Annotated in this window: 20 protein-coding genes; 8 read left to right on the top strand and 12 right to left on the bottom strand. The window is 71.0% G+C overall.

The annotated features are described in order from the left end of the window. Window positions 1-90: 90 nt before the first annotated feature. From TNCT6_RS40800 to TNCT6_RS11350, 3 genes are all read left to right on the top strand, one after another. Window positions 91-330, top strand: coding sequence for an SCO4848 family membrane protein (locus tag TNCT6_RS40800; protein WP_253266078.1), 240 nt, complete (start codon window positions 91-93; stop codon window positions 328-330). Between the two features lie 75 nt (window positions 331-405). After that, complete coding sequence (locus tag TNCT6_RS11355; protein WP_141359160.1) at window positions 406-1,884, top strand: metallophosphoesterase; 1,479 nt, start codon at window positions 406-408, stop codon at window positions 1,882-1,884. Between the two features lie 225 nt (window positions 1,885-2,109). Beyond that, on the top strand, window positions 2,110-3,666 hold the full coding sequence (locus tag TNCT6_RS11350; protein ID WP_141359158.1) for an ABC transporter substrate-binding protein: 1,557 nt from the start codon (window positions 2,110-2,112) through the stop codon (window positions 3,664-3,666). A 3-nt stretch (window positions 3,667-3,669) separates the two neighbouring features. Here the strand turns inward: TNCT6_RS11350 and TNCT6_RS11345 are convergent, their stop codons facing one another. After that, complete coding sequence (locus tag TNCT6_RS11345) at window positions 3,670-5,124, bottom strand: HAMP domain-containing sensor histidine kinase (protein ID WP_141359156.1); 1,455 nt, start codon at window positions 5,122-5,124, stop codon at window positions 3,670-3,672. Beyond that, the gene (locus tag TNCT6_RS11340) at window positions 5,121-5,825 is read right to left on the bottom strand and encodes a response regulator transcription factor (RefSeq protein WP_141359154.1); all 705 of its coding nucleotides are present in this window, start codon (window positions 5,823-5,825) and stop codon (window positions 5,121-5,123) included. The genes TNCT6_RS11345 and TNCT6_RS11340 overlap by 4 nt, the downstream gene beginning before the upstream one ends. Before the next feature lie 157 nt (window positions 5,826-5,982). Between TNCT6_RS11340 and TNCT6_RS11335 the strand changes: the two genes are divergently transcribed. Next, window positions 5,983-8,397 carry an MMPL family transporter gene (locus TNCT6_RS11335; protein WP_141366329.1) on the top strand — a complete coding sequence of 805 codons (2,415 nt, stop codon included), beginning with the start codon at window positions 5,983-5,985 and terminating at the stop codon, window positions 8,395-8,397. Here TNCT6_RS11335 and TNCT6_RS11330 read toward each other — a convergent pair. The 5 genes from TNCT6_RS11330 to TNCT6_RS11310 form a co-directional block, all read right to left on the bottom strand. Next, the gene (locus tag TNCT6_RS11330) at window positions 8,390-8,998 is read right to left on the bottom strand and encodes a Uma2 family endonuclease (RefSeq protein WP_141359152.1); all 609 of its coding nucleotides are present in this window, start codon (window positions 8,996-8,998) and stop codon (window positions 8,390-8,392) included. The two genes, TNCT6_RS11335 and TNCT6_RS11330, sit on opposite strands and share 8 nt — an antisense overlap. A 90-nt stretch (window positions 8,999-9,088) precedes the next feature. Then, complete coding sequence (locus tag TNCT6_RS11325) at window positions 9,089-9,841, bottom strand: TetR/AcrR family transcriptional regulator (RefSeq protein WP_172632872.1); 753 nt, start codon at window positions 9,839-9,841, stop codon at window positions 9,089-9,091. Between the two features lie 9 nt (window positions 9,842-9,850). After that, window positions 9,851-10,345 (bottom strand): thiol-disulfide oxidoreductase DCC family protein, encoded by a 495-nt coding sequence (locus TNCT6_RS11320; protein WP_141359150.1) that lies wholly within the window; start codon window positions 10,343-10,345, stop codon window positions 9,851-9,853. Between the two features lie 5 nt (window positions 10,346-10,350). Further along, window positions 10,351-10,758, bottom strand: coding sequence for a hypothetical protein (locus TNCT6_RS11315; protein ID WP_141359148.1), 408 nt, complete (start codon window positions 10,756-10,758; stop codon window positions 10,351-10,353). Window positions 10,759-10,870: 112 nt separating this feature from the next. Next, window positions 10,871-11,278 carry a VOC family protein gene (locus TNCT6_RS11310; protein WP_141359146.1) on the bottom strand — a complete coding sequence of 136 codons (408 nt, stop codon included), beginning with the start codon at window positions 11,276-11,278 and terminating at the stop codon, window positions 10,871-10,873. A gap of 173 nt (window positions 11,279-11,451) precedes the next feature. Here TNCT6_RS11310 and TNCT6_RS11305 point away from each other — a divergent pair, with 173 nt between their 5' ends. From TNCT6_RS11305 to TNCT6_RS11295, 3 genes are all read left to right on the top strand, one after another. After that, window positions 11,452-11,886 (top strand): TM2 domain-containing protein, encoded by a 435-nt coding sequence (locus tag TNCT6_RS11305; protein WP_141359144.1) that lies wholly within the window; start codon window positions 11,452-11,454, stop codon window positions 11,884-11,886. Further along, window positions 11,879-12,292: a DUF2752 domain-containing protein gene (locus TNCT6_RS11300; RefSeq protein ID WP_253266077.1), complete on the top strand. Its 414-nt coding sequence runs from the start codon at window positions 11,879-11,881 to the stop codon at window positions 12,290-12,292. The genes TNCT6_RS11305 and TNCT6_RS11300 overlap by 8 nt, the downstream gene beginning before the upstream one ends. A 550-nt stretch (window positions 12,293-12,842) precedes the next feature. Next, window positions 12,843-13,106, top strand: a complete 264-nt coding sequence (locus TNCT6_RS11295; RefSeq protein WP_141359143.1) for a TM2 domain-containing protein — start codon at window positions 12,843-12,845, stop codon at window positions 13,104-13,106. Between the two features lie 95 nt (window positions 13,107-13,201). On the opposite strand, the gene TNCT6_RS11290 is transcribed toward TNCT6_RS11295, so the two are convergent. The 5 genes from TNCT6_RS11290 to TNCT6_RS11270 all read right to left on the bottom strand — a co-directional run bounded on the left by TNCT6_RS11290 (window position 13,202) and on the right by TNCT6_RS11270 (window position 17,359). Further along, window positions 13,202-13,963, bottom strand: coding sequence for a succinate dehydrogenase iron-sulfur subunit (locus TNCT6_RS11290; protein ID WP_141359142.1), 762 nt, complete (start codon window positions 13,961-13,963; stop codon window positions 13,202-13,204). Continuing rightward, complete coding sequence (gene sdhA, locus TNCT6_RS11285) at window positions 13,963-15,717, bottom strand: succinate dehydrogenase flavoprotein subunit (protein ID WP_141359141.1); 1,755 nt, start codon at window positions 15,715-15,717, stop codon at window positions 13,963-13,965. Before sdhA ends, TNCT6_RS11290 begins: the two co-directional genes overlap by 1 nt. A gap of 25 nt (window positions 15,718-15,742) precedes the next feature. Next, window positions 15,743-16,225 (bottom strand): succinate dehydrogenase hydrophobic membrane anchor subunit, encoded by a 483-nt coding sequence (locus tag TNCT6_RS11280; RefSeq protein WP_141359140.1) that lies wholly within the window; start codon window positions 16,223-16,225, stop codon window positions 15,743-15,745. A 5-nt stretch (window positions 16,226-16,230) separates the two neighbouring features. Then, complete coding sequence (gene sdhC, locus TNCT6_RS11275; RefSeq protein ID WP_141359139.1) at window positions 16,231-16,611, bottom strand: succinate dehydrogenase, cytochrome b556 subunit; 381 nt, start codon at window positions 16,609-16,611, stop codon at window positions 16,231-16,233. A 148-nt stretch (window positions 16,612-16,759) separates the two neighbouring features. Continuing rightward, complete coding sequence (locus TNCT6_RS11270; protein ID WP_141359138.1) at window positions 16,760-17,359, bottom strand: 2-oxo-4-hydroxy-4-carboxy-5-ureidoimidazoline decarboxylase; 600 nt, start codon at window positions 17,357-17,359, stop codon at window positions 16,760-16,762. Between the two features lie 96 nt (window positions 17,360-17,455). Between TNCT6_RS11270 and TNCT6_RS11265 the strand changes: the two genes are divergently transcribed. Beyond that, window positions 17,456-19,075, top strand: coding sequence for a glycoside hydrolase family 20 protein (locus tag TNCT6_RS11265; RefSeq protein ID WP_141359137.1), 1,620 nt, complete (start codon window positions 17,456-17,458; stop codon window positions 19,073-19,075). Window positions 19,076-19,154 lie beyond the last annotated feature (79 nt).

Raw genomic sequence — 19,154 nt, 5'->3', positions numbered from 1 at the left:
GTCGGAAACGTACAGGGCGCGGGCAGTGACGTCCCTCCCGGCCTCCCACCCCGGACGCGGAGCCGGGTCCCGGACAGCGATACTGAACGTATGAAGCTCAGCCGCCCCGTCTCCTGGTTCCTGCTCGCCTTCGGGGTGTGGAGCTGGGTCATCTGGGTCACTTTCGTCAAGAATCTCGTCAAGGACGGCAGCGGTCTCGCGTTCGACCACGGGCAGCCGACGGCGTACTTCTGGGTGCACCTGGCGCTCGCCGTCGTCTCCTTCGTATTGGGGACGGTCATCGGGGGCATCGGGTTGCGCGGGCTGCGCGCACTGCGCCGGACGCCATAGCGTTCCGGACAGCTCCAGGGGGCCTTTGGCAGGGGCAGAGGCCGGCACAGGCAACAGGCGGAAGGAACAGGCGGCATGGTGGTCGTCCTCGTGCTCGTGGCGCTGCTCGCGGTCACCGTGGTGGTGGCGGCCAACTGGTACCTGTGGCGCCGCCTGTTCCGTGACACCACCCGCGGTCCCGGTCCGGTGCGCCGCGCGGGCGCGGTCCTGATCGCGGGCGGCTGGCTCCTGGCCGTCGGCGCCCTCGTCGCCGAACGTGCCGGGGCCCCCTTCTTGCTCCAGCGCACCCTGGCCTGGCCCGGCTTCCTCTGGCTCGCCCTGGTGCTGTACCTGTTGCTGGCCACCCTGGCGACCGAGCCCCTCCGCCCGGTCCTGCGCCGTCTCCTGCCCGCCCGGCCCCCGGAGCCCGCCCCCGGTCCGGGTGGCCCGCTCCCCGCCGCGCAGGCGCCCGCCCGCCAGACGGGGAACGCTGACGAGGCGCGGTCCGCCGACGAGTCACCCTCCGCCGTGGAGCCCTCGTTCGCCGCGGAGCCGTCGTCCGCGGCCGAGCCGGTGCTCAGCCGCGTGCCGCTCCCCGCCGTCGCGCCGCAGTCCGGTTCCGGTCGTCTGGCGGTGGGCGAGGCGAAGACGTCGGCCGCCGGTCCTGCCGAGCCCGAGGCCGAGGCCCCGCCGAACCCCGGCCGTCCGGTCCCGTCCGCGGAGGCCGCGCCGCCGTCACCCCGTGACCTCCCCAGCCGGCGGCTGTTCGTGTCGCGGGTGGTCGCCGGAGGCGCCGCCGCGGTCGCCCTGGGGACTGTGGGGCACGGGACCTACGGGGTGCTGCGCGGGCCGCGGGTGAAGCGGGTCACCGTGCCGCTGGCGAAACTGCCGCGGGCGGCGCACGGGTTCCGGATCGCCGTCGTCAGCGACGTCCACCTCGGTCCCGTCCTCGGACGCGGCTTCGCACAGAAGGTCGTCGACACGGTCAACGCGACCCAGCCGGACCTCATCGCCGTCGTCGGGGACCTGGTGGACGGCAGCGTGAAGGACCTCGGGCCCGCGGCGGCACCGCTGGCCGGGCTCCGGGCGCGGCACGGGGCGTACTTCGTCACGGGCAACCACGAGTACTTCTCCGGTGCCGAGCAGTGGGTGGAGGAGGTGCGGCGTCTCGGCCTGCACCCCCTGGAGAACGCGCGCACCGAGATGCCCGCCTTCGACCTGGCCGGCGTCAACGACGTACGGGGCGAGAGCGAGGGGCAGGGCCCCGACTTCGAGCGGGCGCTCGACGACCGCGACACGGCACGCGCGTGCGTGCTGCTCGCCCACCAGCCGGTGCAGATCCACGAGGCCGTCCGGCACGGTGTGGACCTCCAGCTCTCCGGCCACACCCACGGCGGCCAGCTCTGGCCCGGCAGCCTCCTCGCGGCCGCCGCCAACCCGACCGTCGCGGGCCTGGAGCGCTACGGCGACACCCAGTTGTACGTCAGCCGCGGCGCGGGCGCGTGGGGCCCGCCGACACGGGTCGGCGCCCCCTCCGACATCACCGTCGTCCAGCTCGCCTCGAAGCAGGCCTAGGGTCTTCCGTTCGGATCAGGCCCCGCGAGCCCGGCATGATCCGAACGAGAGGCCCTGGTGTCCCGGAACCACCCCCGAAACACTCGAACAACAAGTCTTCGTAACTTCTTCGCATTCTCCCCAGACCCGGTTTCCCTCTGGCGAAAAGTGTGTGATTAGGTAACGGCGCCACTCAGGTGTGTGGCATATGCAGAAGGGCCCAAAAGGGGCCTGGGGAGGGTACGGATGCGATCGGTTCGCATGCGGATCCTCACGACGCTGCTCGTGCTGGCGGTCGTGGGGGTGGGCGGCTGGCAGTTGCTGCCGTCGAAGGACGACAATGGCAAGACGATCGTCGTGGGCACGACGGACGCCGTCACGTCGCTGGATCCGGCGGGAGCGTACGACGCGGGCTCCTGGGCACTGTTCAGCAACGTGTTCCAGTCCCTGCTGACCTTCGAGCCGGGTGGTGTCCAGCCCGTGCCGGACGCGGCCAAGAACTGCGGCTTCGTCGGCAGCGGACTGCGCACCTACCGCTGCGAACTGCGCGAGGGCATCAAGTTCCCCAGCGGTCGCACGATGGACGCCGGCGACGTGAAGTTCTCCTTCGACCGCATCAAGAAGGTCAACTCCGACGTCGGCCCCGCCTCGCTGCTGTCGACCCTCGGTTCGGTGGAGGCCGGCGGCATGACCGTCACCTTCCACCTGTCGACCCCGGACGCCACCTTCCCGCTGAAGGTGGCCACGGGCGCCGGCTCCATCGTCGACCACACCCGCTACCCCGCCAACGGGCTGCGCACCGGCACCGCGGTCGACGGCACCGGGCCGTACGTGCTCAAGGGGTACGCCAAGGACAAGAGCGCGGAGCTGACGCCGAACGGCTCCTACAAGGGCGCCATCAGCAGCACCGGGCGACCGGTCGAGCTGCGCTACTTCGACAGCCCGGCCGAGCTCGAGAAGGCCTGGGGCGGCAAGAAGGTCGAAGTCGCCACGCGCAACCTGCCCCCGAAGCTCCTCGCCGGACTCAACCCGAGCGACCCCAGGATGCGCGTGTCCGTGTCCGACAGCGCCGAGACCCGCAACCTGTACCTCAACACCCGTGCCTCCTCACCGCTGCACGACACCCGCGTCCGGCAGGCCATCGCCTGGCTGATCAACCGGGAGCAGCTGGCCAGTACCGTGTACGACGGGACCGTGGACGCGCTGTACTCGCTGATCCCTGCCGGCATCACGGGCCACAACACGGCGTTCTTCGACGCCTACCCGGCGCAGAACACCGAGAAGGCCCGCGAGTTGCTGACCGAGGCCGGCGTGTCGATCCCGGTGCGGTTCACCTACGGCTACGGCAAGGGGCGCGGCGCCGCCGGCGAGGAGGCCGAAGAGCTCAAGCGGCAGCTGGAGGCCAGCGGCCTGTTCAAGGTCGACGCCACGGGCTACGAGTGGTCCGACTTCCAGAAGCGCTGGGCGGGCGGCAAGCTCGACGCGTACGCGGTCGGCTGGGTCGCCGACTACCCGGACCCCGACACCTTCGGCTCCGCCCTCGTCGGCACCGACAGCACCATGAACACCGGCTACAGCAGCAAGACCGTCGACAACCTCATCCGGGACACCCGGGAGTTGGCCGACCGGGGCCGGATCGCCACGGACTTCCGTCGCCTCCAGACGAACGTCGCCACCGATGTGCCGCTGATCCCGCTGTGGCAGCGCAAGGAGTACGTGGTGAGCAGCGAGGACGTCGGCGGCGGCCAGTACCTGTCGGACGGCACGGGCAGCTTCCGGCTCTGGAAGCTGAACTGGATCTGACCGCTACGACTGGGCCTGCGCGGGCAGCGTGACCGTCACCGCGAACCCCTCACCGGGGCGCGTGCGGACGGCCACCTGCCCGCCGTGCGCTTCCGCCACCCCCTGGACGATGGCCATGCCGAGGCCGCTGCCCGCGCCGCCGCCCGCGCGGAAGAAGCGGTCGAAGACACGCGCCGCGTCCTCCTCGGCCAGCCCCGGCCCCTTGTCCCGCACACACAGCCGTACGGCACCGTCGGCGCGCTCCGCCGTGAGCCGCACCGGAACGCCGGCGGGCGTGTGGACGCGCACGTTGGCCACCAGGTTGCCGAGCACCTGCCGCAGCCCCGACTCGTCGGCGTGCACGAGGAGGACGCCCTCGGCGCCGACCGTCACGGGCCGCTCCGGCTGCTGTGCGCGCAGGTCCTCGGCGGCGTCCCGCACCAGCCGGACGACGTCGACGTTCCGCAGCCGCAGCCGCGGCCGCTGGTCCAGACGGGCCAGGGTGAGCAGTTCGTCGACGAGCCGCCCCATGCGGTCCACCTCGGCGTTCATCCGGTCCCAGGCGCGCCTGCGCTCGTCCGGTTCGGTCAGCATCCCCTTGTCGTACAGCTGGAGGTAGCCGCGTATCGCCGACAGCGGGGTGCGCAGCTCGTGCGAGGCGTCGGCGACGAAGCGGCGCAGCTGGGCCGCGCTGTGCTCGCGCGTGCGGTACGCCGACTCCACCTGGTGCAGCATGGAGTTCAGCGCGACGCGCAGTTGCTCCACCTCCTGGGTGGGATGGTGACTGGAGGGCACACGCCGGGTCAGGTCGCCCTCGGCGATGGCCGAGGAGGTCTCCACCATGTCCTCCAGCGGCCGCATCCGGCGGCGCACGCTGAACATCGTCAGGCAGGCGAGCAGCGCCAGCAGCAGGGTGCCGACGCCCAGGTCCAGCCTGAGGGCCTTGGCGATGCCCTGGTGCAGCGCGTCGGTGGAGGTGGCGAACACCAGGTAGTTGCCGTCGGTCAGACGGGCGGAGGTCGCCCGGTAGGTGGCGCCGTGCAGCGTCACCTCGTGCGGTGCCGGGTCGGCGGCGAGCGCGTGCGGGTCGCCGATCGCGGCGGCCAGGGTCCGCTGGGCGTCGGTCGGCGCGAAACCCGCGATGGGCACGGCCTCGCCGCCGCTGCCGACGGCGGTGAAGACGGATTCCGGCCGGGGCCTGTTGACGGTGGGCTGTACGAAGTGGTCCCGGATGAGGGTCAGCGCAGCCAGCGAGTCGATCTGCCGCATGGTGAGCCGTGAGTCCGCCACGGACTCACGGGTCTTGATCAGCTGGGTGTCGATCTGGCCGAGCAGGTAGTGCCGCATGCCCATCAGGCTCGCGGCGGTCGCCACCACGACGCCCACGGCGAGCAGGCCGACGTTCGCCAGGGTCAGCTTGCCGCGCAGGGAGTGGATCCCGTGCCGGCGGCGCCGCGGACGCGGCCCGCGCGGCCTCATGCCAGCCCGTATCCCACGCCCCGCCGGGTCGTGATCAACGGCGGTCCGAGCGTGTCCAGCTTGCGGCGCAGATAGCTGATGTAGGTCTCGACGACGGTCGATTCGGGCGGTGTGTGCTCGTACTGCCAGACGTGCCTGAGGAGTTGCTCCTTGGGCACGACCCGGCCGCCGTTGCGCACCAGGAAGCGCAGCAGCGCGTACTCGGTGGGGGTGAGCTCGACCGCACGGCCCGCGCGGTGCGCCGAGTACGTCGTCTCGTCCAGCTCCAGGTCGCCGTAGCGCAGCGGCGGGCGCTGCGGCAGGACGTCGGCGGGGCGGGTGCGGCGCAGCACGGCCCGTACACGGGCGACGACCTCGTCGATGTTGAACGGCTTGGTGATGTAGTCGTCGCCGAAGCCGAGCGCCCCGACGATCTCCGCGGGCGCGTCCCGCGCGGTGACGAAGACCAGCGCCAGGTCCGGGCAGCGGGCGCGCAGCTCACGGCCCAGCGCCCGGCCGTCCCCGTCCGGCAGCATCATGTCGAGCAGGGCCACGTCCGGCCGGGTGCGCTCGGCGAGCACGCACGCCTCGCGGACCGTGCCCGCGGTCATCACCTGGAAGCGGTGGTAGCGCAGGGCGATGGCGAGGACGTCCGCGATGGACTCCTCGTCCTCGACGACGAGGACCGTCGCCCCTTCGTGCGCTGCCTCGTTGACGGTCATGTCCCCAGTATCCGCGGTGGGACCGGCGGCGGGGCCGCGGATGCTTTGGAGTTCCTTGAGAGTCGCGGCGGCACGTGCCCGTCCGCGCCCGCCGCTGCGGATGCTGGTGTCCCAGGACCCGGGGGACCCGGATGAAGGAGCGTAGAGCGTGACGACATTGGCGCGGTGGTGCTACCGGCACCGGCTGCTGGTCCTGTTGCTGTGGGTGGTGGCACTGCTCGGGGCGGGCGTGGGGGCGTCCGCCGGGGGCACGGCCTACGCGAACGTCTTCTCCCTGCCGGACACGGACTCCAAGGCCGCGTACGACCTGATGGAGAAGGCGTTCCCGAAGGCGGCGGGCGACACCGACACGGTGGTGTGGAAGGTCGACGAGGGGTCGGTCCGGGACGCGTCGGTGCGCGCCCGGATCGAGCCCGCCCTGGCGGAGATCGGCCGGATGCCGGGGGTGGGCGCGGTCAGCAGCCCGTACACGGGCGCCCGGGGCGCGGCGCAGATCAGCCGGGACGGGACGATCGCGTACGCGCAGCTCACCTTCACCGAGCGGGCGAACGCGGTGCCCAAGCAGCTCGTGCAGGATGTCGTCGACACCGCGCGGGCGGCCGAACGCAGCGGCCTGCGGGTGGAGTTGGGCGGTCAGGCGATCACCCGGATCCAGCAGCCGCCCACGGGTCTGTCCGAGCTGGTCGGCCTCGCGGCGGCGGCGGTCGTGCTGTTCCTCGCCTTCGGCTCGCTCTTCGCGATGCTCCTGCCGATCGCCGTGGCGGTCTTCGGCGTCGGCATCGGCCTGTTCTCCACCCAGATGATCAGCCATGTCACGGACGTGCCCGACATCGCCCCGCTGCTCGCCTCCCTGATCGGCCTCGGCGTGGGCATCGACTACGCGCTGTTCATCGTCACCCGGCACCGGCGCGGACTGCTGCGCGGCCTGGAACCGGAGGAGTCGGCGGTCGTCGCCCTCAACACCTCGGGCCGGGCGGTGCTGTTCGCGGGCGGCACGGTGTGCATCGCGCTCGCCGGGATGCTGGTGACGGGCCTGCGCTTCCTGGACGGCGTGGTCATCGGCACCTCGCTCACCGTGGTGCTGAGCGTACTCGCGGCCGTCACCCTGCTGCCGGCGCTGCTCGGATTCCTCGGGCCGCGGGTGCTCAGCCGGCGCCAGCGGCGGCGGCTCGCGGCCGGGGGTCCCTCCCGGGACGAGCGGGCGAGCACGCTCGCGGCGCGCTGGTCGGGCACGGTGCAGAGGCGTCCCGCCTGGATCGCGGGCCTCGCGCTGGTCGTCATGGTCCTGCTCGCGCTGCCGGTGCTGTCGCTGCGGCTGGGCGCCACCGACCAGGGCAACGACGACGCCTCGACGACGACCCGCAGGGCGTACGACCTGCTGGCCGAAGGCTTCGGACCCGGCTTCAGCGGGCCGCTCCAGGTGGTCTCCACCAACGGTGACACCACCGCGCTGGTCAAGGACATCGGCGAGACCCGCGGGGTGGCCCGGGTGGCCGCGCTGCCGCCCGCGCACGGCGTCACCGTCATCCAGGTCGTCCCGACCACCTCGCCGCAGTCCGAGCGGACGGACCGGCTCATCGACACCCTGCGCGACGAGGTGATCCCCGGGGCGGGGGCGCGGGCGCACGTCGGCGGTGTCACGGCGGTCTCGAAGGACTTCGCCTCCGTCACGGGCGACCGTCTGCCGTACTTCGTCGCGACCATCGTCGGCCTCGGCTTCCTGCTCCTGCTGGTCGCCTTCCGCTCGCTGCTGGTGCCGCTGACGGCGGCCGTGATGAACCTGGTCGCCGCCGCCGCGTCCTTCGGCGTCCTCGTGGCGATCTACCAGTGGGGCTGGGGCCTGGACCTGCTGGGCCTCGGCAAGGAGGGACCGATCCAGGCGTTCCTGCCGGTCATCATGCTGTCCCTGCTCTTCGGCCTGTCGATGGACTACCAGGTCTTCCTGGTGAGCCGGATGCACGAGGAGTGGGTGCACACCCGGGACAACGCCCGTGCGGTCCGCGTGGGCCTCGCCGAGACCAGCCGGGTCATCAACTCCGCGGCCCTGATCATGGTCTGCGTCTTCCTCGCCTTCGTCCTCAGCGGAAACCAGGGCGCGGCGATGGCGGGCGTCGGCCTGGCGGCGGCGGTCGCGCTGGACGCGTTCGTGCTGCGGACGGCACTGGTGCCGGCGGCGATGCATCTGTTCGGCAGGGCCAACTGGTGGCTGCCGGCCTGGCTGGAGCGCCGTCTGCCGCATCTGGCGGTGGAGGCGAAGGAGGAGCCCGAGGAGGCACCGCTCCCGCGGCAGCCGGGTCCCGCTTCGGTGATCCACGGCTTCATCCGCACCGAGGAGGGCGAGCCCGTCCACGGCGCGGCCGTGACCCTGCTGTCCAAGGCGGGCCGGCAACTGGACCGGGTGACGTCCCTGGCCGACGGCTCGTACATCGTCGCGGTACCGGGCCCGGGTACCTATCTGCTCGCCGCCGCGGCCTCCCCGCACGGGTCCCGCGCCCACCACGTCGTCGTGACCGACGGCCCCCTGGTCCACGATGTGGAACTGAGGGAGGACGAGATGGACGCGGTCAAGTAGCCGACTTCTCTCCGGCCTTGAGGATTTCGCCGACATCGAGGGTGATCTCGGCCCCGATGGCGGCGGGCAGGGTGACGACTTCGCCGGGGGAGTACGAGCGGTGATTCTCGTAGTCGTCACCGGCGGGGTCGGTCAGGACATGGAGGCGCTGGTGTTTGCGGTCGACGATCACATGGACCGGGATCTTGGCGCCCGCGTAGGCCTTGACCTTGTTCCGCACGTCGGTCTTCCAGCTGCTGGAGGTGACTTCGAGGACCAGACGGAAGCAGACGGGGGCGTAGCAGTTGTTCTCGATGTAATGGTCCCGGTAGTCCGCATCCAGCAGCGACAGGTCGGGGATCGCGTAGTCCTCGACGCCGCTGGGAAGCCAAAGGCCGATGCCCTGGACCACTTTCGACTCGGCACCGTGCAGTCCGGCGGACAGAAAGGGCACCATCAGGTCGGTCAGCGCTGCACCGTGCGGGCCGTCGCGGGGCGGGGACACGCGGATCCGGCCTCCGATGATCTCGACGCGATACCCCGGATTGCGGTCCATGAGCCGGTTGGCTTCCGCGATCAACGGACGGTCGCCATGGGACCGCTCGACGGATGCAGCGGACATCACGTGCCTCCCGTGGGCTGGTGTCGAGAGCATCACGGTAGGCAGGCCGCCCATCGGGTGTCCCGTTCGCGCCTGATCACCCGGAAGTGATCACCCGGCCGCAGTGCCCTTCCCCCTGCCCGCCGGGTCCGGTATCAGCCGGGTCATGCCCGGCAGGAAGTCCGTGAACAGGTCGTGCACCTCGTGCACCAGGGGGCGCAGGACCCGGAAGCGGGCCAGGGACACCCCGCGGGCGGTGAGCCGGGCGCCCCGCTCGGCCAGCCGGTAGCTGCGTTCGCGGCCCTCTGTGCGGTCGAAGATCCAGTACAGGACGAGCCCCATCTGGGAGAGCCACATCAGCTCGGGCAGCACCTCCCGCAGGTCCGCCGGGACCTTGGTCCGCGCGCCGTCCAGCACTTCCTTGTGGACGTCGATGGCCTCCGCGCGCGCGTGCTCCGACTCGGTGGAGAAGGGACTGAGCGGGCTGTCGGGGTCGGCGGCGTTCTTGAAGAACTGCACCGCGAACTCGTGATACGGCGTGGCGATGTCCAGCCACGCCGTCAGCACGCCCGCCAGCCGCGCCTCCAGGTCGGTCTCCCGGGCCAGAACCTCCCGGACCGCCTCCCGGTGCTCGGCGGCGATCCGGTCGTAGAAGCCCTGGATGAGGTGTTCCTTGCCCTCGAAGTAGTAGTACGCGTTGCCGACGGAGACCCCGGCCTCCTTGGCGATGGCCCGCATGGTCGTCTTGTCGTAGCCGCGCTCCTGGAACAGCCGCATGGCCGTCTCCAGGATGAGCGCGCGGGTCTGCTCGGACTTGCTGGCGGGCACGCCCCCGAGGGGGCCGTCGTCGTTCTTCGCGGGCACGGACAGAGCCTAGCCAGTGGCGCAGGCGCCGCTGTCACAGCCGGGTGGGTCGTAGGTCCAGCCGTGGCGCGGGTCGTAGGACCACCCGTCCCCGCGCCGGTACGCACCCCCTCCCCACCGCCCGCCGCGCCACTTGGCGGCGGCCAGCACGGCGCCCCTGGCGAGCCGCGCGCCCGTCGGGGTGCTGAGCCGGTGGGAGAGCGGCCGGTGCTCGCGCAGCGCCCACAGGACGACGATCCAGGCGGCGGCGCCCCGGTAGACCTGCCCCGAGTCGCCGACGACCGTGACCTCGTCCAGGGTGGCGCGGTGGTCGAGGCCCGGGAAACGCCGTCCGGCCTGCTCGGAGCCGGCCGGGAGGAGTTCCAGGGGCACCAGCTGCGGCTGTCTGGCGAGCCAGTCGCGCACGAACGAACACAGCGCGCACTCGGCGTCGTACAGGACGGTCAGCCCGCGGACCGGGACGCGCGCGGAGGCGTCCCGGTCCCGGCCGGCGGTGGCCGGCATCGCGCTCACGCCCCGGCCGCGGGGGCGGCCCAGTCCTGCGGCGGGACCGGCGGGACCTGCTCGCGCTCCAGCACCCCGCGGCGGCGGATCCGGTTCAGCACGTACACGTTGCCCAGATGCATCACGCCGAGCACCAGCAGCACCACGCCGAGCTTCGTCGACAGCGCCTCGAAGATGCCGCGTGTGTCGTCGATGCTCTGGTCGCCGCTCAGGTACAGCGTGACGAAGCCGAGGTTGACGAGGTAGAAGCCGACCACCAGCAGGTGGTTCACGGCGTCGGCGAGCTTGTCGTCGCCGTGCAGCACGTCGGCGAGGAAGATCCGCCCGTTCCTGCTGAGCGTGCGGGCCACCCAGACGGTCAGGGCGATGCTGACGAGCAGATAGATGACGTAGGCGATGACCGTGCGGTCCATGCCCCCCACCCCTTCTTTTGAACGCGTTCAAAACGCTGACAGGGGTGACTCTAGACCTGTTTTTGAACGCGTTCAATACGGGGGTGGGGGAGTCCGGTGGTGACGGAACGCCTCAGGGCCTGCGCCCCAGCTCCGGCCGTTCGCCGTAGTCCGTGAAACCCAGCACGTTGCCCCACGGGTCGGCGATCTCGACGGTCCAGCCGGTCGCCACGGCGAAGGGCTCGTCGAGCAGGTCGATCCCGGCCTTCGTCAGCTCGCGCGCCGCCGCCCGCGCGTCCGGCACCTCCAGCCACACCCGTGGCGAGGGCCACGGCGGCGGACGGTACCCGAACTCCTCCTCGCGCAGCAGGATCCCCGGTGTCTCGCCCCCGACCTTCAGCAGTGCGATGCCGGCCCCGTCCGGACGGAACGACACCGCGAACCCGGCCAGCTCGTAGAACCCCACGGCCTCGCCCAGAACCCCCACGGGCAGCAGGACGTTGTCGAACCCGAGCAGCTCGTACGACTCGTCATCTGGCATGCCATCAGGTGAGGTAGGGGCCCGCCGGGTCCAAAAGGCCGAGCGCGCAGCGGGCACCGGCTCACTCGTTCGGGCCGGACGGCCGGGCGCCGAGCGGGACCCCGATGTTTCGCTTCGGCCGCTCTTCCTGCAATATGACCGTCAGTTCGTCGGCAGTCGAAGAGTGGAGCCACGTGTCCGAGCAGCCGCAGCAGCCGCAGCAGCCCAACCAGGCCCCGGGATACGGGTATCCCAACCAGCAGCCCGGCGGCTACCCGCCGCCCCCGGGTGGTTACCCGCCGCCCGGCGCGTACCCGCCGCCGCCCGGTGGCTACCCGCCTCCCGGTGGTTACCCGCCGCCCCCGGGGATGCAGTACGACCCCAACGCCCCCTACGGCTACGACCCCTACGGCCGCCCCTACTCCGACAAGTCGAAGATCGTCGCCGGTGTCCTCCAGCTCAGCCTGGGCACCCTCGGCATCGGCCGCTTCTACATGGGCCACGTCGGGATCGGCATCGCCCAGCTCTTCACCTGCGGAGGGTTCGGCATCTGGTCCCTGATCGACGGCATCATGCTGCTGACCGGCAACGACAACACCGACGCGCAGGGCCGGATCCTGCGTGGCTGACGCGGTGTCCGGCGCGGTGCGCGGCCGGCTGCTGCGGCATCCGGCCGCCGCCCCGCTCGCGGTGCTGTGCGCCGGGGTGGCGGGTGCCGGGTACCTCTACGTCACCGACCCGCACCAGCCCGGCCACGTCCTGCCCCAGTGCCCCTTCCGGTACGTCACCGGGCTGCTCTGCCCGGCCTGCGGCGGCACGCGCATGGTGTACGACCTGATGCACGGCCGCCTCACCCAGGCCTGGCTGGACAACAGGATGCTCCTGCTCGCCGCGCCGTTCGCGCTGGCGCTGCTCGGCAAGTGGGCCCTGGAGGGGCTGCGCGGGCGCCGCTGGCACCCCCGGCTCGGCCCCCGGGCGCAGGCGGCGGTGCTGCTGGTGGCCGTGGCGTGGACCGTGGTCCGCAACATCGTCTAGTGCTGTGGCCGGGAAGGTTTGCCGGGAAGCTCGCGGCGTCCGGTGCTGGGGGGCACCTCCCACGCCGTTCAGGCAGTGGGGGAGCATCGCAAGGCGGAGCATTGCCCGCGTACTGGATGTACTCGGGTGATGCGACAACGCGGCGTGGGGGTATCCCCGGCCGAAGGCTGGGGGAGTGCCGTGCCGGGCGTCGCGAGCCTGTGAACCTTTCCGGTCACAGCACTAGAGGCGGTCGGCACGGCGCCGGCGCGGGCGTATGGCGCCGACGAGCGCGTACGGCATCGACGAGGGCGAGTGGACGGGCCGGAAACCGACGCGGTGCCAAATGCCGCCAATGTGGCCGAATTTGATCACGGAACGGGAACGTTCCTTCGAACCCCCTCCCGCGCCGCCCTTCCGGATCCTTATGCTCCCAACGCGCAGGGGGGGCGGCCGCATCCGGTCGACGCGCGTGGAATCACGCTCGGATGCCGTGTGACCGGGCAGTCGGCTCCCTGGCCCCGGAGGTTCCCACTCCGGGTGTTCTCACCACTCCCCAGGAGCACCAGCCATGACTGTCCCCACCCCTGACGCCCCCTACGGCTACGACCCGCAGGGCCGCCCGTACTCCGACAAGTCGAAGATCGTCGCGGGCATCCTCCAGCTCTTCCTCGGAAGCCTGGGCATCGGCCGCTTCTACGTCGGTTCCGTGGGTGTGGGCATCGCCCAGCTGCTGACCTGCGGCGGTCTGGGCATCTGGGCCCTGATCGACGCCATCCTCTTCTTCACGAGCAACGACCGCACGGACTCGCAGGGTCGCGTCCTGCGCGGCTGACCCGTCCGCGCACCCGGCGACGACAGCCGGGCACAGCACGCCGAGGGCCCCGTTCCGGATGGAACGGGGCCCTCGGCGTCGCGTACTGCGGAACGTCAGAAGCGGCGCGTGATCAGCGCCCGCTTCACCTCCGCGATCGCCTTCGTCACCTCGATGCCGCGCGGGCAGGCGTCGGTGCAGTTGAAGGTGGTGCGGCAGCGCCAGACGCCGTCCTTGTCGTTGAGGATCTCCAGGCGCTGCTCACCGGCCTCGTCACGGCTGTCGAAGATGAACCGGTGGGCGTTGACGATGGCCGCCGGGCCGAAGTACTGGCCGTCGTTCCAGAAGACCGGGCAGGACGAGGTGCAGGCCGCGCACAGGATGCACTTCGTCGTGTCGTCGAAGCGGGCGCGGTCCTCGGCGGACTGCAGGCGCTCCCGCGTCGGCTCGTTGGTCTCCTTGGTGACCAGGAACGGCATGACGTCCCGGTACGCCTGGAAGAACGGCTCCATGTCCACGACCAGGTCCTTCAGGACCGTGAGGCCCTTGATGGGCTCGACCGTGATCGGCTTCTCGGGGTTGATGTCCTTGATCAGCGTCTTGCAGGCCAGACGGTTCTTGCCGTTGATCCGCATGGCGTCCGAACCGCAGATACCGTGCGCGCAGGAGCGACGGAAGGTCAGCGTGCCGTCGAGGTCCCACTTGATCTTGTGCAGGCCGTCGAGGACGCGCTCCTTGGGGTCGATCTCCAGCTGGAAGTCTTCCCAGGTCGCCTCGGCCGAGACCTCCGGGTTGAACCGGCGGACGCGGAAGGTGACGGTGATGTAGGGGGAAGCGGCGGACTCCGCCTCCACCTTGTCCAGAACGGGGGTTGCCATCAGTACTTACGCTCCATCGGCTGGTAGCGGGTCTGGACGACCGGCTTGTAGTCGAGACGGACGGTTTCCGACCCGTCGTCGCCGACCTCGCGGTACGCCATGGTGTGGCGCATGAAGTTGACGTCGTCGCGGTTGGGGTAGTCCTCGCGGTAGTGACCACCGCGGGACTCCTTGCGGGCCAGGGCGGAGACCGCCATGACCTCGGCCAGCTCCAGCAGGTTGCCCAGCTCGACGGCCTCCAGCAGGTCCGTGTTGAACCGCTTGCCCTTGTCCTGGATCGACACGTTCTTGTAGCGCTCGCGCAGTTCGGCGATCTTCTCGACGGCCGTCTTGATCGTCTGCTCGGTGCGGAACACCATGACGTTGGCGTCCATGGTGTCCTGGAGCTCCCGGCGGATGTTCGCCACCCGCTCGGTGCCGGTGGAGGTCCGCAGCCGCTCGAGCTGCTCGACCACGAACGACTCGGGGTTCTCCGGCAGCTCCACGTAGTCGGCCTTCGCCGAGTACTCCGCGGCCGCGATGCCGGCCCGCTTGCCGAACACGTTGATGTCCAGCAGCGAGTTGGTGCCCAGGCGGTTGGCGCCGTGCACGGAGACGCAGGCGACCTCGCCGGCCGCGTACAGGCCCGGCACGACCGTGGTGTTGTCCGAGAGCACCTCGCCCTGGACGTTGGTCGGGATACCGCCCATCGCGTAGTGCGCGGTCGGCTGGATCGGGATCGGGTCGGTGTACGGCTCGATGCCCAGGTAGGTCCGCGCGAACTCGGTGATGTCCGGCAGCTTGGCGTCCAGCTGCTCCGGCGGCAGGTGGGTCAGGTCCAGGTAGACGTGGTCGCCCTCGGGACCGCAGCCGCGGCCCTCGCGGATCTCCGTGTAGATGGAGCGGGAGACGACGTCACGGGAGGCGAGGTCCTTCATGACCGGCGCGTACTTCTCCATGAAGCGCTCGCCGTCCTTGTTGCGCAGGATGCCGCCCTCACCGCGGGCGCCCTCGGTGAGCAGGATGCCCATGCGCCAGATGCCGGTCGGGTGGAACTGGAAGAACTCCATGTCCTCCAGCGGCAGCCCGCGCCGGTACACGGCGGCCTGGCCGTCACCGGTCAGCGTGTGCGCGTTCGACGTCACCCGGAAGAACTTGCCGTTGCCGCCGGAGGCGTAGATCACGGACTTCGCCTGGAAGATGTGGATCTCGCCGGTCGCCAGCTCGTACGCCACCACGCCGGCCGACTTCTTGACGCCGTCGACCTCGGTGATCAGCTGGTCCAGGACGTAGAACTCGTTGAAGAACTCCACGCCCTCCTTGACGCAGTTCTGGTACAGCGTCTGGAGGATCATGTGGCCGGTGCGGTCGGCCGCGTAGCAGGAGCGGCGGACCGGGGCCTCGCCGTGGTTGCGGGAGTGCCCGCCGAAGCGCCGCTGGTCGATCGTCCCGTTCGGCGTCCGGTTGAACGGCAGGCCCATCTTCTCCAGGTCGAGGACGGAGTCGATGGCCTCCTTCGCCAGGATCTCGGCGGCGTCCTGGTCGACCAGGTAGTCACCGCCCTTGACCGTGTCGAAGGTGTGCCACTCCCAGTTGTCCTCCTCCACGTTGGCCAGCGCGGCGGCCATGCCGCCCTGCGCGGCGCCCGTGTGGGAGCGGGTGGGGTAGAGCTTGGTCAGGACCGCGGTGCGGCTGCGCTTGGTCGCCTCGATGGCGGCCCGCATACCGGCGCCACCGGCGCCGACGATGACGGTGTCGTACTTGTGGATCTTCATCAGGAAAATACCTCGGTCCCGGGGCCTAGCGGATGTTCGGGTCGAAGGTGAAGATCACCAGCGTGCCCAGCAGGATGGTCCACACCGTGGCGGTGTACAGCAGTGCCTTCAGCCACAGCCGGGTGTTGGCCCGCTCCGCGTAGTCGTTGATGACAGTGCGCAGGCCGTTGCAGCCGTGCAGCATCGCCAGCCACAGCATGGCGAGGTCCCAGACCTGCCACCAGGGGGAGGCCCAGCGGCCCGCCACGAAGGCGAAGCCGATCTTGGAGACGCCGCCGTCCAGGACGAGCTGGATCAGCAGGTGGCCGATGACGAGGACGACCAGCACGATGCCGGACAGCCGCATGAACAGCCAGCCGTACATCTCGAAGTTGCCCCGGGTCGACTTCGGGGTCTTCCGGGTGCGCTGACGCGGCGCCTCGATGAGGGGGGCGGGGTTGTCCACGCCGTAGACGGAGCCGCCCTCGACCGGGCCGATGCCGGAAGCGGTGGTTTCAGTGGTGGACATGTGCGTCAGCTCCCGAATACTGCACGAGCGGCGTGGCCGAGGACGGGGTAGATAGCCCCGATCATGAGCAGGACCCACACGCCGACCACGCTCCACAGCATCTGCTTCTGGTACCGGGCGCCCTTGGCCCAGAAGTCGACGGCGATGACGCGCAGGCCGTTGAGCGCGTGGAAGAGGATGGCGGCGACCAGCCCGTACTCGAGTACGGCGACGATCGGCGTCTTGTACGTGGCCACGACCTTGTCGTAGGCCTCGGGAGACACACGCACGAGTGCGGTGTCCAGCACATGAACGAACAGGAAGAAGAAGATGAGGACGCCGGTGACTCGGTGAGCCACCCAGGACCACATTCCTTCCCGGCCGCGGTACAGCGTTCCAGCCGGCACGGAAGAACCCTCCGGGAGCGGGGACTAGGGCCGCGCCGGCTTCACTGTCGGTCGGGCCCGGCCGGGTACGGTCCACCGGCCCCCAGTATCGTACCGAGGTGCTGGCGGGGGCCTTACGGGGGGTCCGCCCGTGTGAACGAAGTCGCCCTCAAAGGTGCACGGACGGCGCAGTGGCGGCGCCCAGAAGGCCCCGAAGCCGCCCGTTCGCCAGCCTCCGCAGTTCCTCCCGGGCGACGCCGCGTTCGTCCTCCGGATCGTTGGTCAGACGTGACCGGATCGCCGGCAGGACCCGGTCCAGGGTCTCGTCCGGGGCGGTGCCGTCCAGACAGATGACGAAGGTGTGGCCGAATCTGGCCTCGTAGGCGGCGTAGCCGGCGCTCAGGGCCGTGGAGGCGGCCGCGTACGTGTGGGCGGGCAGCTTCGGCAGTGGTTCTTCCGCCAGGGCTCCGGCGAGTTCCTCGGGGTCCAGGTCGTACGTCGCCTCGTCCGCCGCCGCAAGGAGGGACGGTACGTCCGGATAGGGACGGTGGGCGGCGACGCGGCGGGCCCAGCGGGGGCTGTGCAGGCAGGTCAGGAGGGTCCGGTGGATCTCGGGGGCGGGGGCGGTGTTGAGGCGCTCCAGGTTCTGCGCGGGCAGCGTGGGTCCTAGGTCGGCAGGGATGTCGGCAGGAGGCCGGCAGCGTGTCGGCAGGGGGGTCGGCAGGGGAATCCGTGAGAGATGCGCCGCTACGTTATCGGGTGTGCTCATGACGTGTTCGACGGGTGCTTGAATTTCACTCGGACGGGAGAGTTTGAGAGCGTGCGGTGGACACGGGCGGTCGTCATGGGCCGTTAGGTTGGCCGGGTGAGCAAGCACAGGCGCCGGGCTCCGGCACGCAAGCCGCCGCGCACGCGGGCTGTCGTCGTGGGCGGGTTCGTCACCGCCGTCGGACTGGGCATCGGACTGGCCGTGTGGTCCTCAGGGGGCGACGAGTCCCTTGCGGACGCGGCGCCGGGCGGGCCGTCCGGCTCGGGGAGTCCCGGCCCCACCCGCAGCCACCCGCTGTCGCAGGCGCCGCGGACCATCCCCGCCGTGCGCTCCCACACCGCCGCCCGCGGCCCCGGCTGGCGCCCGGAGCCAGGCGCCCGGGTCGTGGTGGACCACGCCTCCCTCGCCGACGAGGGGAAGCTGATCGCGAGTGAACTCGGTCTCACCTACTCCGGCCGGCGCGGCGACGTGCGTCCGGGGGACGTCCGGCTGGCGCTGGACAAGGGCGCGGGCCGCGACCCCGAGTCGTACACCATGACCGTGCGCGACGGCCGGGTGACCATCAGCGGGCCGGCCGACGCGGGGGTCTTCTACGGCACCCGCACCCTGAAGCAGGAAGTGCACGGCGGCGGCACGGCCCCCGAGGGGGTCGTGGAGGACGCGCCGGACAAGCCGCGGCGCGGTTTCATGCTGGACATCGCCCGCAAGCCGTACACGGCCGACTGGCTGGAGGACCGCATTCGGGAACTCGGGGACCTGAAGTTCAACGAGCTCGGCCTGCACTTCTCCGACGACCAGGGCTTCCGCATCGAGTCCGACACTCACCCGGAGGTCGTCTCCGCGGATCACCTGACCAAGGCCCAGGTCAAGCGGATGGTCGATCTGGCCGCCGGCCGGCACATCACCGTCGTCCCCGAGATCGACTCGCCGGGCCACCTCGGCGCCGTGACAGCCGCCCACCCCGAGTTGCAGCTGCGCAACGCGCAGGGCGTGGCGACACGCGGCGCCATCGACATCTCCGAGCCCCGGTCGGCCGCGATCGTCGACGACCTGCTCGACGAGTACGCGGACCTCTTCCCCGGCGGCCACTGGCACCTCGGCGGCGACGAGTACCAGGCGCTCACCGTGCGCGACCCCGAGGCGTCCTACCCGCAGCTGGCCACCGCCGCGCGGAAGGCCTACGGCGCCGGCGGCAACGTGGCCGACCTGACGACGGGCTGGCTGAACGACCGCGCCGCCACCGTCCGCGGACACGACCGCATCCCGCGCGCCTGGAACGACGGATTCTTCCGGAGCTCGTCGGTGCCGCCCGCCCGGGACATCGAGGTCGCCTACTGGACGGGCAAGGAGTACGGCGCCCGGCAGCCGCTCGAGTACCTCGACGCCGGCCGCAAGGTGCTCAACCACAACGACGAGTTCCTGTACTACGTCCTCGGCGAGCCGCAGACCTTCGTCTACCCGACCGGCCGGCGGATCTACGAGCAGTGGACCCCGCGCGTGCTGCGCGGCACCGAGGCGGTGTCCGGCAAGTACGACGCGCAGATACTGGGCGGCTCGTTCGCCGTGTGGTGCGACCTGGCGAACTCCCAGACCCAGGACCAGGTGGCGGCCGGTATCCGGATGCCGCTGCGGGCCACCGTCCAGAAGCTGTGGGACCCGCGTGAACCGGCGATGTCCTGGGCGGAGTTCAAGGGGCTTGCCGACAAGCTGGGTTGAGGCCGAATCGAGTGGACGTACGAAGGGCGGGCGCCGTAGGTTCCGGGTGCCGCGCCCGCGCTCCGGGGGGAGCCGGGAC

This window comes from Streptomyces sp. 6-11-2, from assembly GCF_006540305.1.
Taxonomy (GTDB): domain Bacteria; phylum Actinomycetota; class Actinomycetes; order Streptomycetales; family Streptomycetaceae; genus Streptomyces.
The sequence above is the reverse complement of the archived record's forward strand: the minus strand, read 5'-3'. Positions and strand labels throughout refer to the sequence as shown.

Excerpts from the sequence above, each read along its gene's own strand:
- TNCT6_RS11340 (WP_141359154.1), bottom strand. The coding sequence starts at position 5,825 with ATGACCGTCAACGAGGCAGCGCACGAAGGGGCGACGGTCCTCGTCGTC.
- TNCT6_RS40800 (WP_253266078.1), top strand. The coding sequence starts at position 91 with ATGAAGCTCAGCCGCCCCGTCTCCTGGTTCCTGCTCGCCTTCGGGGTG.
- TNCT6_RS11355 (WP_141359160.1), top strand. The coding sequence starts at position 406 with ATGGTGGTCGTCCTCGTGCTCGTGGCGCTGCTCGCGGTCACCGTGGTG.
- TNCT6_RS11280 (WP_141359140.1), bottom strand. The coding sequence starts at position 16,225 with ATGTCCACCACTGAAACCACCGCTTCCGGCATCGGCCCGGTCGAGGGC.
- TNCT6_RS11270 (WP_141359138.1), bottom strand. The coding sequence starts at position 17,359 with ATGAGCACACCCGATAACGTAGCGGCGCATCTCTCACGGATTCCCCTG.
- TNCT6_RS11345 (WP_141359156.1), bottom strand. The coding sequence starts at position 5,124 with ATGAGGCCGCGCGGGCCGCGTCCGCGGCGCCGCCGGCACGGGATCCAC.
- TNCT6_RS11290 (WP_141359142.1), bottom strand. The coding sequence starts at position 13,963 with ATGGCAACCCCCGTTCTGGACAAGGTGGAGGCGGAGTCCGCCGCTTCC.
- TNCT6_RS11295 (WP_141359143.1), top strand. The coding sequence starts at position 12,843 with ATGACTGTCCCCACCCCTGACGCCCCCTACGGCTACGACCCGCAGGGC.
- TNCT6_RS11310 (WP_141359146.1), bottom strand. The coding sequence starts at position 11,278 with ATGCCAGATGACGAGTCGTACGAGCTGCTCGGGTTCGACAACGTCCTG.
- TNCT6_RS11350 (WP_141359158.1), top strand. The coding sequence starts at position 2,110 with ATGCGATCGGTTCGCATGCGGATCCTCACGACGCTGCTCGTGCTGGCG.
- sdhA (WP_141359141.1), bottom strand. The coding sequence starts at position 15,717 with ATGAAGATCCACAAGTACGACACCGTCATCGTCGGCGCCGGTGGCGCC.
- TNCT6_RS11315 (WP_141359148.1), bottom strand. The coding sequence starts at position 10,758 with ATGGACCGCACGGTCATCGCCTACGTCATCTATCTGCTCGTCAGCATC.
- TNCT6_RS11320 (WP_141359150.1), bottom strand. The coding sequence starts at position 10,345 with ATGCCGGCCACCGCCGGCCGGGACCGGGACGCCTCCGCGCGCGTCCCG.
- TNCT6_RS11330 (WP_141359152.1), bottom strand. The coding sequence starts at position 8,998 with ATGTCCGCTGCATCCGTCGAGCGGTCCCATGGCGACCGTCCGTTGATC.